Annotated in this window: 15 protein-coding genes; 5 read left to right on the top strand and 10 right to left on the bottom strand. The window is 58.2% G+C overall.

Translation table 11 applies throughout. The features are described from left to right. Positions 1-3 precede the first annotated feature (3 nt). From U5A57_RS20130 to U5A57_RS20120, 3 genes are all read right to left on the bottom strand, one after another. On the bottom strand, positions 4-243 hold the full coding sequence (locus U5A57_RS20130; RefSeq protein WP_321913428.1) for a hypothetical protein: 240 nt from the start codon (positions 241-243) through the stop codon (positions 4-6). Positions 244-551: 308 nt separating this feature from the next. Further along, entirely contained in the window at positions 552-653 is a 102-nt protein-coding gene (locus tag U5A57_RS20125) for an ion channel (RefSeq protein WP_321913655.1), read from the bottom strand. 427 nt (positions 654-1,080) lie between these two features. Then, positions 1,081-1,989 (bottom strand): YihY/virulence factor BrkB family protein, encoded by a 909-nt coding sequence (locus U5A57_RS20120; protein WP_321913427.1) that lies wholly within the window; start codon positions 1,987-1,989, stop codon positions 1,081-1,083. Between the two features lie 721 nt (positions 1,990-2,710). Between U5A57_RS20120 and U5A57_RS20115 the strand changes: the two genes are divergently transcribed. Beyond that, positions 2,711-3,124, top strand: coding sequence for a hypothetical protein (locus tag U5A57_RS20115; protein ID WP_321913426.1), 414 nt, complete (start codon positions 2,711-2,713; stop codon positions 3,122-3,124). A 168-nt stretch (positions 3,125-3,292) separates the two neighbouring features. Here the strand turns inward: U5A57_RS20115 and U5A57_RS20110 are convergent, their stop codons facing one another. The 4 genes from U5A57_RS20110 to U5A57_RS20095 all read right to left on the bottom strand — a co-directional run bounded on the left by U5A57_RS20110 (position 3,293) and on the right by U5A57_RS20095 (position 8,533). Then, entirely contained in the window at positions 3,293-3,775 is a 483-nt protein-coding gene (locus tag U5A57_RS20110; protein ID WP_321913425.1) for a hypothetical protein, read from the bottom strand. Between the two features lie 1,223 nt (positions 3,776-4,998). Continuing rightward, positions 4,999-6,273, bottom strand: coding sequence for an APC family permease (locus tag U5A57_RS20105; RefSeq protein WP_321913424.1), 1,275 nt, complete (start codon positions 6,271-6,273; stop codon positions 4,999-5,001). Between the two features lie 628 nt (positions 6,274-6,901). Continuing rightward, the gene (locus U5A57_RS20100) at positions 6,902-7,426 is read right to left on the bottom strand and encodes a helix-turn-helix transcriptional regulator (protein WP_321913423.1); all 525 of its coding nucleotides are present in this window, start codon (positions 7,424-7,426) and stop codon (positions 6,902-6,904) included. Between the two features lie 3 nt (positions 7,427-7,429). After that, a complete protein-coding gene (locus tag U5A57_RS20095; protein ID WP_321913422.1) occupies positions 7,430-8,533 on the bottom strand; it encodes a helix-turn-helix transcriptional regulator in 1,104 nt (367 codons plus the stop codon). 257 nt (positions 8,534-8,790) lie between these two features. On the opposite strand from U5A57_RS20095, the gene U5A57_RS20090 reads away from it, so the two are divergent. Then, the gene (locus tag U5A57_RS20090; protein WP_321913654.1) at positions 8,791-9,768 is read left to right on the top strand and encodes a transporter; all 978 of its coding nucleotides are present in this window, start codon (positions 8,791-8,793) and stop codon (positions 9,766-9,768) included. A 1,292-nt stretch (positions 9,769-11,060) separates the two neighbouring features. Next, positions 11,061-11,849, top strand: coding sequence for a hypothetical protein (locus U5A57_RS20085; RefSeq protein ID WP_321913421.1), 789 nt, complete (start codon positions 11,061-11,063; stop codon positions 11,847-11,849). Between the two features lie 43 nt (positions 11,850-11,892). Here U5A57_RS20085 and U5A57_RS20080 read toward each other — a convergent pair whose 3' ends face one another. Then, complete coding sequence (locus U5A57_RS20080; RefSeq protein ID WP_321913420.1) at positions 11,893-12,069, bottom strand: hypothetical protein; 177 nt, start codon at positions 12,067-12,069, stop codon at positions 11,893-11,895. A 386-nt stretch (positions 12,070-12,455) separates the two neighbouring features. Continuing rightward, positions 12,456-12,593, bottom strand: a complete 138-nt coding sequence (locus tag U5A57_RS20075; RefSeq protein ID WP_321913419.1) for a hypothetical protein — start codon at positions 12,591-12,593, stop codon at positions 12,456-12,458. Positions 12,594-13,043: 450 nt separating this feature from the next. Between U5A57_RS20075 and U5A57_RS20070 the strand changes: the two genes are divergently transcribed. Both U5A57_RS20070 and U5A57_RS20065 read left to right on the top strand, forming a co-directional pair. After that, positions 13,044-13,802, top strand: a complete 759-nt coding sequence (locus U5A57_RS20070; protein WP_321913418.1) for a hypothetical protein — start codon at positions 13,044-13,046, stop codon at positions 13,800-13,802. A gap of 648 nt (positions 13,803-14,450) precedes the next feature. Further along, positions 14,451-14,705, top strand: a complete 255-nt coding sequence (locus U5A57_RS20065; protein WP_321913417.1) for a hypothetical protein — start codon at positions 14,451-14,453, stop codon at positions 14,703-14,705. 95 nt (positions 14,706-14,800) lie between these two features. On the opposite strand, the gene U5A57_RS20060 is transcribed toward U5A57_RS20065, so the two are convergent. Next, positions 14,801-15,163 carry an HdeA/HdeB family chaperone gene (locus tag U5A57_RS20060; RefSeq protein WP_321913416.1) on the bottom strand — a complete coding sequence of 121 codons (363 nt, stop codon included), beginning with the start codon at positions 15,161-15,163 and terminating at the stop codon, positions 14,801-14,803. Between the last annotated feature and the right edge of the window lie 48 nt (positions 15,164-15,211).

The raw sequence follows: 15,211 nt of genomic DNA, 5'->3' as shown, positions 1-15,211 counted from the left end.
CGATCAGCTGTCGCTGCGCGGCGCCCTGTAAAGCGTCAAGTCCCGGACCGAAGAGGGTGCAGAGACAAGACCAATCAATGCGGCAACAATGGTGCAATCCATGTCGACGCATTCAGCCTCGTTCTGCGATTGGAACGCATTGGCTGAGAGTGTTAGTTCGCGGTCAATCACAATGCCGAAATGGCGCCCGCTCGACACAATGCCCGCTAGCAGGCCGAAAAGACGATGAATGGATGATGTCATGCGCGAATTCGGTGTCAATTGGACCTTGGTCCTACAGCATGCAGGGAGGTAGCGGCCTGCCTTGCAAACTTCGGTCCTTCGCGGATTTTTTTCGAACGACGTTGGCCAACATTTAGGCCACTGGTCCACCTGAGGCGCGAAGTATCGGGTACGGCCCAGCTTGGCGTCCGGGCGCCCGCCGTGTACTTGCTTTCGCAGCTACTCCTCCTGCTGCCGGGCATGATGGTACTTGATCACATCCATGACCGCAGCCGTCATCACCGAGGTCCGCACACGCCGTTGGCAGCTTCGATTGGGCCAAGCATGAGTCATTGCATTGACACGACAATGTCGCCGTAGCCCAGCGTGATGAAGTTGACCGCGGAATGGTACAGAGCAGTGGCGAAATCGGAAAACTTTCCCAGGAACATGAACCTCGCAGCCCAGATCGCCATTTAGGCGAAAATGCACAGCAGGGTCGGCAGCATCACAGTTAGCAATAGCAGGACGTCCACCCATAGCAAGTCCTGACTCTTAACGTTACCTCGGAAGGCGTGACGAGCGGCGAGGGCCGACCCAGAGCAGCTTCTTAGACTGGTAGTACGTCAATGCATGCTTCCGAGGGCACAACTGCCCGCGATGACGATCGAGCAACAGTCTTTATTTCACACTCCTCAGAGCAATCCGCCGTCCTGGAAAAGCCGTTTTGCTAAGAGTCGTTTGACATAGCTGCACCGCACTTTGCAGTGTGGCCGGTACAACAGCGAATACTCGTGGAATTCATCGGCACCCAAAAACCGGTGCCACCGCGCCGATTGGTTGAAGCCACAACGAGCATGCTCAACGCGCCGCCGCTGGTCAGCCCGTTTCCATCGACTCCGCTGCAGGGTCGCCGCGCATATTGAGGCGCTCGTATTCGGCGATCAGTTGCGCGCCAAACAACATCAGCGTCGCGAGCGCTTCGAGGCCGAACAGCACAACGATCGCTGTCGTCAGCGACCCATAGACGACGTTCACCTGCGAAAGCTTCGCGAAGTACCAAACTAGCACGCGTCTTGTGATTTCCCACAGAACGGTGGCCGCGACCGCGCCGACGACCGCATGCCGTAGTGTCGTGCGTCCCGCCGGGATCACAAAATAGATTGCCGTTAGCACGAATATCTCGCCCGCAAGGCCGCACAGATATAGCACGACGCGGGTCACGCCAGTCAGTAACACCCCATGGCCGAACAGATCGATGCTACCGGTCGCAACAGCCCGCAGGCCGCTCGAGACGAGCGTCACGAGCAGCACACCGATACCTAGTGACAGACTGAAGAGATAGGGCAGGATTGCCGACAGCAGGAAGTGCCTTCGCCGGACCTCAACGCGATGCACGAAGATGATTGACAGGGCATTCTCCAGAACCGTGAACGCAAGCGAACTGAAAAAGATCATCGTGATGACGAGGTACCAGCCGACCACGGAGCGATGCTCGAAAAAGGTCGCAAGCTCGCGCACGAGCGTTTTTGACTGCCCCGGTATCAGCCATTCGAGCAGACGTCCGAGCGTGTCGAACAGCAACTGCTCGCCGATGAAGTGACCGAACGCGATTACAACGAGAATGAGCAGCGGCACGATTGACAACAAAGCGTAATAGGCGATCGCGCCCGCGAGCAGCAGCCCCTGGTTTTTACGGAATGCGGTGCAGACCTGGAATATGAATCGCGCTGGATGCGCCGCAACAAAGCGCAACGCGCGCTTGCCTGTCTCATCGGTTGTGTTCACATCAGGCTCCGCTCGTTCATTGCACTCGCGCCGCCCTCATCGTACGCGTTCAACGCGGCGCACGCAGTTCACTCCGAGCAAGCCGCCGCACCGTCACGCCAGGCACCAAGCCATTGCAGTTGCGCGCGGCAGCACCGCAAGCCCGTGCGCCGACAGCCCATCGCGCGCGAGATCCGTTGCATCCGCGCATCACTACCGCGCCTTGCCGCGCAACTCGCCTGTCTTGGCCTCCAACCGCGCGTTACTGGTAGGCGAGCCGATCGTTTCCTTCACGTTTCCAGCAGCTTCGCGGATTGCAAGATCGAACTTGCCACCCCGACCAATCATCGGACACGTTGCGGCAGCCGCACCCAGCCTTGTCTCGAACTAACTATTGCGCCCGCGGGACGGTTGCTTACTGAGCGAAGCAGCCGCCCGAATGTCTGAGTGCGGATGCAGACGAACGACGGCTCATAGCCGAAGCCCGCCGGTCGTCCCGTCGCGCGTGAGCTACCCGGCCGTGCGTCCGCCGTCGGACTGTGAACGACCCCAAGCGGCCATTACGACTACAGCCCACGAGTGGCCGCTCATCGAACTACTCCCGTCGTCGAGAGGCGCAGCCGAGCTACACTGATACCGAGTCTGGCTTCGGTTAAACAGATGCCTGGTGTGCCGGGCCACATGAACAGAATCGCTTACTATCCTGTCGACAAAACTCATCAAAAGACTACTTGGGCGCATCTTGAGACCTCTTGACGACGAAGCGCGGACAGAATTGCTCTGCTTCCTTGTGGTCGGCCAGCTCTTCGCATTCTCACGTGAAGGCGTGTGGATGCGCGCGGATCACCTGATCGAATCGGCGCAGATCTGGTCGAGTTCGAACAGCGCTGAATGCGACTGGCTGGAGCGCGCCAAGCTTGTAGATGCTTCACGCGTGATCGCCAAGCAAGAGAGTGCGCGCCCCTTTCCGACGGACGACGCGGATCTTCATCGATTGTTCGATCTCCAAACTGACTGGTTCCTCGATTACTGTTCGCCCGTCGTCCAGCGGACTCACGCACTCTGCACCGCTTACCTGAAGGCATCCACTAATGTTCGTTTTGGTCACTTAGACTGGGAGTGCGCGCAACTGCGCGAGAAGCTCATCCGGAACTGAGGTCCGAAGACCGGCACACAGCAGGCAGAATGTTTTCATCGATGTCATCTCGTCGTGGGCACCATACCCACAAATAGCAGCGACATCTAAAAACCGGCAATACGATTACAAACGAGCCGGATGCCAGCGGCTACTTCGCCTGGAATCCCCGGAAGAGCTGTTCTGTAGCTACGTCGCATACAGAACCAAGGCGGCGGAGTACATGTTTTCTATATCGTCGCCATAGGTTGCCTCTTGCAAAGGCTCCCATTTGACCCATCTCTGATTCAGATGCCCATCACCGACGATAACAATAAACTTTTCAATGTTAGTGTAAGTTTTGAAATGATTCACATAATCAGTGATGTTCTTCTTTTGTGCAGCATGCCTTTGGAGACTGAGCGCCGGTCCTTTTCCGTCAAAGCCATAAACCGAATATGCGTTGGCCATAAGATTCTCTAACGCAAGCGCATCCGCGCTATTTATTTTATCTTTAAGAATAATAGCGCGAGTATCCTCGAATTCGTCCTTCCTGATTGGCTCATTGGACACCTCTTCTTCCAGCAAGAGGATGTAGCTGTTGGGCTTGAGTTGCCCCAGTGTTTGCACGCCAAATAAAATGCATCCGTCTTTAGTGTGGTCATCACCAATAAATATCAATTTTTTAGCCATTGCCATTCCTTGTAAAGAACACACCGACCTCTTACGAGTTACCGAACGTTGTCTCAAATCGAGCAGATCGTTTCTGAGCCATTCAATGCTAGTGCAAAGTTCAGGGGATTGTCGGCATTCTGCCTTGCGCGGTGCGCGACGCGCCGAACAGCCTGCGCGCGGTCATAGATGTGGGGGGCAGCGGCCGGATCGCCGCCACCCATCCGCAGGTAGGCTCGCGTCGTGTTCGTTCTGGCAGCCCTCTGGTTACGCGGCACTACGCGCGTTGGCAGAGCTTCGCAACTGTGATTGTTGGATCTTCGAATGCCTGGATAACTCGTGAGAGTTGATGGAGGGTTTCCTGGGTTCGGTAAAGAAGCTTGTCGCTGTCCTTGCAGGCAGTAGACGGCAAACAGCTGTTCCGCCCACAAGAGCTGATTGACATTGTCCTGTGTTGGATTGGCCATCACTTTGCGGGACGCGTCCAGCATGTCCTCGGCGTATTCCGAGGGATGGCGTTCTAGGGAAGACTTGTCTCAGCCCCGATGGATCGGCGGCGCGGGGAGGCGGGCGCAGTTCGTTGTGGCGCTGGCAGAAGGGGAAGGTGAAGTGAGCCCGTCGTCGTTTGGCTCGGTGACTTCGAACGGCACAAGCATTGCGTGCCAGATGCGGGATGTAAACCAGTAGACGACACGAACCAAACGATGCTGTCAACGAGCGCCTGGCACCTGAAAATCGGTGGCAGGCGCGGGTGAGATCGAGGCTGATAGGTTACGCGCCAGGCCACACCTCCTAAAAGCGTTTCGGTCTTCTGCGAGAAGGGTTGGCGGGGAGGCCAACCTCCTCCATGAAACGCTTCTAAGCCCCGGGGGAGAAACGCTTCTGTTTCTCAAGGACACGTGGTCTACTAGTCTTCCGCCCCGGTGCCAGCGCGAACGTCTGTTGATTGATACGGAGCTGCCGTTTGAATGGCCATCTGAGCGTGCGGGCGAACGGCCGCATCTGGCCGCACTGCGCCCTACGGTCGGATGCGACGATCGTCTGCAGCGCGCATTTCACGCAAAAGGCATAACCCAACGTATTGCGGCCCTTGAGCCAACTGACGGTGCTACCGCAGAGCGGACGGCCGCCAAGATAGCCTTGCCATGCAATGACCGCAGAACATGTTCGCGCTCGCTATATCGTCCGTCATGTTTGCGGGGTAACAAAATTAGGCCAGGTGAACTACTTTCCCGACACTCTCGCTACGGCCCCTCCGAAGAAAGGTGTCGAGATGGCGCTGTGACGAACTGACACAGCATCCCCAGTATCAGCAGGGCAATCGGATAAAGAATCGTATAGCTGAAGCCGGCAAGGAGGAAACCGCTGGACAGCAGTGCGAGCGGAGCTAAAAGCCATCGCTGTGCTCTGCGTCCAGTCTTCCAGAAAGCAAAGATACACACCAGATAGAGCACCAGGAAGTTCTGGTTGGCGACGATCAGCAGATCCGGTACATCTAACTGAAAAACGGTCGACGCTGCCAGGACAATCAAAAAGCAAGCGGCCAGTAACAGAATCGCGTTGCGCGGAGTGCCTTGACGGTCTACGCGCGCGAAGACTTCAGGCAGAAGACCGCTCCTTCCGGCAGCGTAGAAAAGACGACTGGCAGCGAAAACCCATGCGTTGGCTGTCGCCTGAATGATCGCAAGCGTCATGAGTGCGAAAGCCGGTTGCCAGCGTGACGGAATGAGTATGGCGATGCCGTCCGTCGTGTTCACGGACGCACCTTCAACCGATGCGCCGTTTATGGTCCCTGCCAGCAGGAAATACAGCACCACCACCACGAGATAGCTGAGCAGATAAACGCGCTTGATCGTTCGCTGCGGTTCGCGGAACTCTTCGAGACCGAACGAGACGTTCTCCCAGCCAATGAATGCCCAGAAAAGCAAAGCGCTTGCTTTCCATACCTGTGACAGCGTCATGCCCGCCCAGTCCGGACGCGTCCACAACGCTATGCCGGCGTCGAGATCGGCGCGCCTCAACACGCTCAGCACGAGTACGGCAGCGACGATGAATATCAACGAAAGTGAATTGACGAATGCAGTCGTGCGAATCCCGGACAGATTGAATGCCAACGCAATGAACAGAATCGATGCCGACACGGGAACGAGCGCGCCCGGACGAAGCCCGAAGGCCACAAGCGCATAACTTGCGCCGATAATCGACTGGGCGGGAACGGTAAGCGGAAAGGTGCCGCACATGAGGGCCGCGACGGCGAACTCCGCACGTTTTCCGAGTGCTGCCTCCGCGTAACGCGAAACGCCGGCAGCAGAGGCGTCACGCGTGCCGAGGATAGCGAATATCCACACCAGCGGAAGGCAGGCGATCGCGCACGCCAGCCATCCGAACGCTGCGGCCTGCGGCGAAACAAGCCGAAGCGCAAGGCCCGGTAGACCGAAGATGCCAGACCCGACGACCATTCCGACAGCCAAAGCCGTGCCCCCGAACAGCGATAATTGCCGACGTAGTCCAGCGGCCATATCTTCTCCTTAGCCGGCGGTCTGATGCACGGCCCCAACGCAGTCATCGATGCCCGCAAGCGGGCGCCTGTTCGATTGGCCTTGCGGTGCAGTAAAGAGGTCCAAAGCCCACCGGCGATGAAGCGTTCGATACAACGTTCTCAGCGCAATCGCTCTGCATGGGGCCGCCAGCGTATCCGGGCAAGCTGGAACGCAGCATCGTCGCGGGATGCGGGGTCTGGCGCGAGGGAGCAATACAGATCGGGCATGCACAACGCGAGCGCGCTATCTACGATGCCGGGCGATGCCTCTCGGTCGGCAGGCCCGGATGGATGAAAACTGACTGAGGGAAACGGCAGCGGCCGCAATACGTATGGCCCGTACGAACCGCTCAGCATGTCGTCATCCTCTGCCGCATGCATGGCACATACCGTCAGCGAAGCGCACGTCAGACAGGCGCACGCGACGGCCTGCATCGTTTTGCTTGCGTTCACGATGTCCGCCTCATTCATTTCTCGCCTTGCCAGTCCTCTTCACTGGCTTCGACTTGTGCGAGTCGTGAGCCAAGCTTATCTGCGTGCGCGATAGCTCGGGCCCCTTGCGCAGGGGATATCCATGCGAACGGCCATGCGGAAACGAAAAGGTGACGCTACGAGAGTTTTCTTCTGAGCGCGTTACGCGAATGGATGCCGAGTTTCTCGTAGATCCGGCGCGCGTGATCGATCACGGTGCTTTCCTTGATACCCAGCACGCGACCGATTTCCGCATACGATGCGCCGTTCAGAATTTCGATACACACGCGCCGCTGGCGTGCGCTCAGCCCGTACTTTGAGGCGATCGCATCGATCGCATCGGCACCGTTCTCATAGTGATCGATGCAGACGGAGATAAGGGCGGTTTCGCGGGTCGGGCGCAGGCCTTTCAGCGGATAGGCGCGCACCACGAAGCGTCCGGCGGGCGTGATGCGCTCGACCGGTTGGGGGGGAATGGGGCGTCTCGCAGAAGTGCCATCGAGCTCGTGCAGAATCGGTGCGAGCCAATCAGGCAACGAGGTCGCCGTCGCGCCATCCTCAGTCCCGCGGTCGGCGAGGGCGAGCAGACGCGCGCTGCCGGCATCCAGCCTCACGATTCTGCCGGTCCAGTCGACGAAAAATATCCCCGAGCGGATTGTCACAAGCTATTCGGCCAACACTGAATCCCCAAGCGACGGGAAGCGCGTGTGGAGTGCCGCGCGGTCGTGGATCTCGAGTTTGCGGAACATCTCGCGAGCATGGGTGACAACCGTGCTTTCGCGGATCGCCCTGCGTCGCGAGACCTCCGCGTAAGTCAGGCCCTCGAGAAGGTCGCCGCAAAGATCTCTCTGACGTTCGCTTAGCCCGAACCGGAAACCAAGCGTTTCGACCTGCAACGCAAGCGGCGGATGATGCTCGACATGAACCGCGATCGTAGGGAGATCGCCATTCGATGCATGCTCATCGAAGCAATACGCGCGGATGCGGAACAGGCCCGTCGAATTGCGCCGTACCATCAGGCAAGGTGGCCTGTCCTGCCCATTCCAAAGTGCGATGAAGTTGGCGATCAGTGCCCGCAGCCAGAGCGGTACTTGTTCTCGTCCACAAAAGCCAGGTGGTCCGCCGTTCGCGAGGGCGACGCACTGAAGCGCCTCGGGGCTCGCAAGCAGCAGCTTGCCTGTCGCGTCGGTAACAAGGACACCCGATGATCCGCTCGCAGCGTAGTCCGTCACCGGCATGTCTGGCGCAGTCAGTGCGTGCGCGAGATGGGTGCGGAAGATCGCGAGCGTTGCTTCGTCATGCTCGGAGAACGGACGGCTTCCGGGCGGGCGCTGTAACTGAATGGCGCCCCAACCCCTGCCGTTATACGACGCGGTTTGCTCCAACGCGTGGCGGATGCCGAGCGGGCGCATGATGTACTCGTAGCCCGCGCCTTCGAAGACAGCATGGCCATACCAATCCGTATTGCCGTATCCACGGCCTCGGCGCATTGCGTCGCTGAAGCGCACGCCGAGGACGTCCTGCGCCGGCGAATTATGGATCTCCGCTAAATATTGCGGCAGGACGTCGAAGAACGCCGGATTCTCGCTGTAGACGTCACTGAGTTCGAATTGGGCGTCGGCGAAATAAAAGAAGCCCCATTCGGCGCGCACAAGTTCGCGCAGCGCGGCTACGACCGGCGGAATCACAACTTTGGGGTTCAGGCCACTTGAACAAAGACGGCGCACATGCGCACCGAGCGCCGCGTTCTTGCGGTTGCTATTCATCATGTCCTGCCTGCCCTTCGGAAAGGTCTCCGCATGCTTTCAATCACGTTAGTACATCAAACCGGGAACTGATAGGAAAAATCATATGTTTTCGAATTGCCTCGGATGTAGTCGCGTGAAATTGCGCAAACGCTGTCAATACGACCTACCGTGGTGCACGGTTGAAATGCGTAACTAACGTCTTGCTTGCATTTTTCTAAACTGGTTTGAATACTGAATGCTCAACGCGACGCTTCGCGACGAGGAGCACACCTTTGTCAATGCGATTTTTATGCGCCGTGCCGACCTTTGTTTTCGTTGCATGGATCTCGACCTACGGCGTGACCTGTCCGGCTGCAGAGGCGATTCGCCCGGCCGGGCCAATTGGTGGAACGGACATACAACAGGCGCTGCTTCCTCCACCAGGTGTTTATGCCGCCGCGGTCGTCGTTCCCATCAATTTCTTCTCGTTCTCCACGAGCCGGGGTGCGACCCCTGCGTCCGGACATAGCCTCGATGCCGGTGTCGCAGTGTTGTGGGTGTATGACCTGCATCTATTCGGCGGAAGCATCGCGTCCTCCGTCTCACTTGCCTATGGGCATAGCTGCTTCCAGCTAGAACAGCAGCCGCGCTTTTGCTCGAAAGCGGGTCTCGACGACAGTTATGCCGACGTGTTCGTCTGGAGTCGCTTTTTCCCTTCAAAAGAATTTGACTCCGCGCGTAACCAGGTGAGTCGCATTCCGTTTGGTCTCGCAGTTCAGGCTGGACTGGGGATCATGTTTCCGACGGGCACGTATGATCCGAACCGCGTCGTCAACAATAGCGCGAACTTCTATGATTTCGCGCCGAACATTGCCTTAACCTATAACGTGCGTAGCCTGTTCGGGGAGCGCCTGGGAGACGCGACTGAGTTCAGCATGCGCATCTGGTTCAACAACTACACGCAAAATCATTCGACGCATTACCAGACCGGCCGCCTCCTCAACGTGGATTTCGCCATTACCCAGCGCATGGGCCATTGGCAATTCGGATTCACCGGCACAGCATTCAAGCAGATTGAGGACGACAAGATAGCCGGCATCAACGTGCCTGATGGCGGTGCGCGTTCGGACGGCGTTGCGATCGGACCGCTGATCTCGTATAGCTTCGTCGCTCACGCGCGTCCGTGGATCATCACGCTAAAAGGTCTGTACGCCGTTTCCGCGACAAATACCGCATGGCCGCGCGGCGTCGTCCTGCGTGTGGCTACGCGATTTTAGTGTCGGCACTCGACTAAGAACGGTGGTTCCGTTCCGGCCACCTGTTCACCCGCCAAAACCGTCCAACGTCATCCCATGAGGTAGATCGCGACCACAACGAAGCGAGGTAATAATGTTATTGAACGATCGACTGAGCCAAGTATGCCTTCACACCAGCGAAGCTGGTGCGGGGCGCGCGAAACCATGCTACATCGAGATTCGTGCCGCCGCTCTTCGGCGCGCTTCTCTTGGGACAAACCGGCGGACTTGTGCCGGCGTTGCTGTCGCAGAACAACCTTCTTCGGGGCCGCTTAGGTTCAGAATGCTGCCGGACCCGCAGTTCCGGTGGTGACATTCGCAAACCGGCGTCGACGAACGTCAGCTCTCGCCGCCATCGAGTTGGTCTTCGCGCTGAGAGCGGCCCTCCGGCCAGGCCACCACGACCGACCGAGATTTAGCCTATATGGGAAGCTTAGATTTTCTCTTTTAATGACCGTTCATGGCCGAAAGTCAGAGGTCGACAAACCGCGTTGGTAAGGCGCCGGGATCCCGAACTTCCGTAGTCGACCCATTTCAGCCGTTAGCGCGTTTCGCCGGCAACGGCCGTTTGCAAATGCGTAGCCGCCATTCGACACCGTTCGCGAGTTCCGCGATCAGCATCCCTGCCGCGGTATGCCCGACCCCGCGTTGGCGCTGTTCGGCCACGATTGAGGCGGGCACCTATCCATGCCATTCCGGTCCAGGGCGGTCGCGAGCGGTATGTAACGAACGGCAATGGCTTCGCGGTTGTGAAGCACGGCAAATATGTGGGCTACCAGTTCAGTGATGTCCGGAGACTTCACCGGGTGGATTACGCCAATTTCCCCCTGCGCGACCATCAAGCGTGTCATGGCGATTCATCCTTGTGTGTCGACTAGTCTCAGTCCACGCGGATGTGATGAACTGGCGCGGATTCGGAAGGCGAAGGCGGCTCGCCATGTCCTAGCGGCTCGTGCAAAACGGGCGACGCTGTCGGGGAGTCGCCTTGGAACATAATCGGCGAAAGCCGCTTAGTCCATATTTCCAAACGTCGCATTTGTTTCCTCGGCAACGTTCGCAGTCGAAACCACTCGGGGCATAGGCGGCGCTGGCTGTTCGGCTGGCTGTTCGCTCGGTGGCAAGTAACGTTTCGATTGCAGCGAGCGCGCGGCCGCGACGATCATTGTGTCGTCCTGCGTGTGCGCTGGCGCACCGAGCGCGGCTGCCGCACGTGCTATACGTCCTGTTCCTTCGGGCAGCATGGTGCGTGCCCGTCGTCCGCGCGGAGAGACACGGTGAGTGATCCGGAGAACGATCTCGAACGTCTCGTTAGACTGGCCGATGGCTACGCCCGTATGGTTGAAATGCCTGGTGGGCCGGAAAAGGCAGTCGCGCATGGCGAACTCACCGGTGAGCTGAAGGGAATGTTCGACGACCCGGTGTTTGCACCGCTTTCTCCCAAACAGAAAAAGGATCTGTTCCGGGCCCTGGTGGGCATCATCCAGGAGACCGGTGGTCTGGCAGCACGCGCCATCAAGCGGAGCGAAGAGGACCAGCGCGAATGTCAACGCCTGACGATGCTGTGCGACGAACTGCGCGCCGAGATCGACCGGCTCCGGGGGGAACTCCAGCTTCGGCGTGACGCGATTCCCCCAGACCCCGACCAGGTTGCTATCGACGGCGACGTGATTGCCTACGCCGGCCTCTTTGAAAAGGCCCTGCGCAGCGGCGAGGAGACGTTTATTGTCGTCGGGGTGAGTGCAAAGGCTGTCTGGCGCCGAACACGGCAGGATGCGCATGAACTTCTGTGTACCGAATCTGAGCGCTATGCCACGCTCCGCAGGCTTGCCAGGGCGTCTTCTTCTCTGGCCGCACTCGCGCTGTCGCAGGGCATCCTGACTCACTTCCCCGCGATTCCCGCGAAGTTCGCCGATGCGATAAGCCGGCTGTTCCTCTCGGTCTGCGACGGAGGCCGCGAAATCTGGTGCAAACGCTACGAGGCGAGCGAGCTCATCTCGCCCGACGAGCTCGCCAGGATGAAGGAGATCAGCGAGCGACCGCGTGATGCAGGCGCCGGCGCCTGACGCGGGCGCGATCGTGTGTGTTCTCCGTGGGTGTGGGAGCACGTCAGAAGAGCCCACCAGTCGATCCCGCCTGCTGCGGCTCGGCAATCATCGCGGCCGCCGGCAGCAGCAGCTGCAGGAACGAGCGGACCGCCCCCAGGTTCGTGGAGTGCAGCCATTCGTCATAGTCGTCGGGGCGCAGGATCACCACGGAGCGCTTTTCGTCATTCGGGCGGTGCATGCGCCCCATGACGGCGTGGCCAGCGGCGCTGGCTCAACATCGTGACGCCCGTCACGGGGCCCTGTGGCGTCTCGTAGCGCTTCCAGAGGCCTGCAACGGCGAACGGCTCCCAGTCGGCGAGGACACACTTGTGCCAGACGTTCTTTCCTGTCGACCATTCGGGCTCCACCCGTAGACCGTAATAATTGTGACACCGTTGCGGCGATAATTGTGTCACCACGCACGTGGCAATCGACACGCTACCAACCGGATGGATCCGAGGAACGGCCGCAGCAAACACCGCCGCCGGCTACTAATTTCCGGTGCGACCCACAAGGGACGTTCGATGTTGCCGAAAGCGGCCGTTCGAGAGCGCGCGCGGCGCCTATCGTGGCAGCCCCTCCAATTTATTGGAAGAGAATTGGCACATCGCTTTCGATGCTAACTTCCGCCAATCCGCGCAGACGTTCGATGAGTGCCTGACCGTCAATGTCAATGAAACAGTCCAGCAAGCTCTTTGGATCAATGCCGGCATCTTTCGCCACGCGCTTTTTCCAATCAGCGTTGCGGGATCAGCAACTGATCGCGCTCACGGAAGACAGGCTGTGGTTGACCCAGAACGACCCGCGGCGAAGCCCCGTGCGCAGGCCTTTCGACTGTTACAGCGAAATGTGCTCAAACGAACAGACTGGCGACTGACTCTCGTGGTCTCGTTGTGCGTTTGAATTCGCCGGCCTTCCAAGGAGCGGGTAGGGAGCGGAATACCTTGGGTACGCCACTCAATTCATGAGCATCAGAGCCACTTTGGCTGGGACCAGACGCTAAAGCCCGTGTTGACCGTGGCTCAGTGCGACATCGAACACCGGGGACTACTACCGTCTTGTATTTGATACGGTGTTTTCCAACGATTGACTACTCAATTTCGACTCCACGTCGAAGTTGAGAATGCATTGAAAGTTGAATGAGCGTCTTACGTGCATCGACAGGAGAGGCGCATGTCATACGACGACTATCACGGCGATTATCACGGCGACTACGATAGACCAGTACACCCCGAGGGAAAGTTGTTCGATCCAGACGGGTACGACTCCTATCAGCGCTTAAGAATGTTGTGGGGAATCATCTTCGGAATCTTCTTTGTCGCCGCACTCATATCCTTCGCTGGTTCATTGGGTTCGTCGGATGTCCCTGTAGGATTCATAGTTTGTATTGTGCTTTTGTTTATATCGGGGATCCCTATGGGAATCGCGATGAAGTCAGCCCGCGAGGCACATCTTACATCCGTAGCCTATGAAAAGGAACGGCGCGCCCGTGAGGTAGCGGAAAATGTCGTCCGTGCCAACTCACAACTCAACGAAATATCCAAACAATCTAAGGTGAAAACCGTGGTTAATAACGTAACGCTAAATTTCAGCGACGGGTCGTCGTTCACTGGGCCATTTGCAGTCGGTGAAAACGTCCGCATTTCTTACATCTCTGCGGGAGAGGCGGAGAATACTGACGTTCGATCAGCGCTCGAGAATCTTGTTAAGGAAGTGACGAAGTTGGTTGAACGACTAGATGATGACGGTCAAAAATCAGCGGCGTCCTCTCAGTTGAAGATGCTCGTAGAAGAAGCGAAGAAGCCGTCGCCCGACCATTGGACTCTCGATGTGTCATCCAAAGGGCTCATCGACGCGGCGAAGACCGTCGCAGAATTGGCCGTTCCTGTGACAACTGCGGTAAAGGCTGTGCTTGCGTTGTTCGCCCTTTGAACTCCGCCAATATGAACAACAACGCACTAGTATCCGGGATGGGCCTCGAATCGAGGAATACTATCCCGTTTGGCATTGGCGCAACTGTCTCCGTGATTTTTGACACTCTTGCCGCCGTGCTTGGGCGCACTCGGCCTGCAATGATACCGTCGCGCCGGACGCGAGTCCCAACAACCTGAAGCAGAACCGCCGAACTCGATAAGCGGGCGCCAGCTAGCCGACATCAAATGCGGCGAATGACCGAAACCCGCTCTCTCTCAGTTATAAGTCACCGTCTAGCGAGCGTCTCTTCATGGCCGAGGCTGTGTCAAAACGTGCGCCGCTTGTGCTCAGCGGAGATGTCGACTCACCAGAACGCGCTGTATCAGCTTCGTGGCACTTCGGGAGGGGTAAAGTGACACCCGAAAACCGAACAATTTCGAGTTTTGACACAGCCTCGGCGGGATACAGCCTGATGCAATCCGCATCCGCAGCCCGAGCTTCGTAATGCTGCGATCGGCGGCACGCGACGCGTTGCGGTCATAGTGCCCGGCGAAGAGCAGTCGTTCAGCCCGGGTGTTCGCTGGCGGCATAGCTTGCTGATACGGCCGCGTGACCCGCCCCATCCAGCCGGGGTGGCTATTACCGTGGTCGCGAAGGCGATGGGGCATGCGGGCCGACGTTCAAAAGGACGTAGGCAACGGAAAGGTCATATCGAACAAACTCGGCGCGGACAACTACATCAATCGCATTGTCGTGTTCATCGAAAGCGAGTCAGGCTCGGGCCGATTCGATGCCATCGTAGGGAGCCACCTTCGATTCGTTGGCGAGCGTTTAGATAGCGTCTTCGAGGCGGCGCAGAAGGGTTCGCACGCCAAGAGTGATGAGGAGGCTGATCGCTATGTCGTCTATACCTACTTGTAATGGGCGACGTACTGAGCTTGCTTACCTAAGCCCGGTCTACGTGGCGCTCGCGGTCCGTGTGGTCACTCGTCCCTTCCCGCGCCCGAAATCGCGCCCTACCTCAGCAGGTCGGGCTTCTTGCCTTGCTCGATCCGAAGTTTCCCGTACATCACCAATGATTGGGAAAAGAGCGGCCCTGTAGGCGAATTGGCGCACTCGTTGTCGAGCATCGCCTCGATAACGCTGGATGCCGGCAAGTTGATCATTTGATCCGCCTTCCTCGCCGTATTCATGCCGGAAAGAAAGCCCTGGACCCAGAGGACTGCAGACAACTGGTAAAGCTTGTTCTGCTCCCTTCGCGCCTTGATCCAATCTCCGCAAGAACTATCTTGCGCCCCGAGGCCAACAACAACTGCGTCCTGCGCGAACGCACCGCTCATTGCAAAAACCGCCACGGCGGCTGCAACAATCTTGCTCATTTGCCCTCCTCGGTACAGATTCTTGCATTGCGCTCCCCCTGGGCTATG

It is taken from the genome of Paraburkholderia sp. J11-2 (genome assembly GCF_905220185.1).
GTDB lineage: Bacteria > Pseudomonadota > Gammaproteobacteria > Burkholderiales > Burkholderiaceae > Paraburkholderia.
The sequence above is the reverse complement of the archived record's forward strand: the minus strand, read 5'-3'. Positions and strand labels throughout refer to the sequence as shown.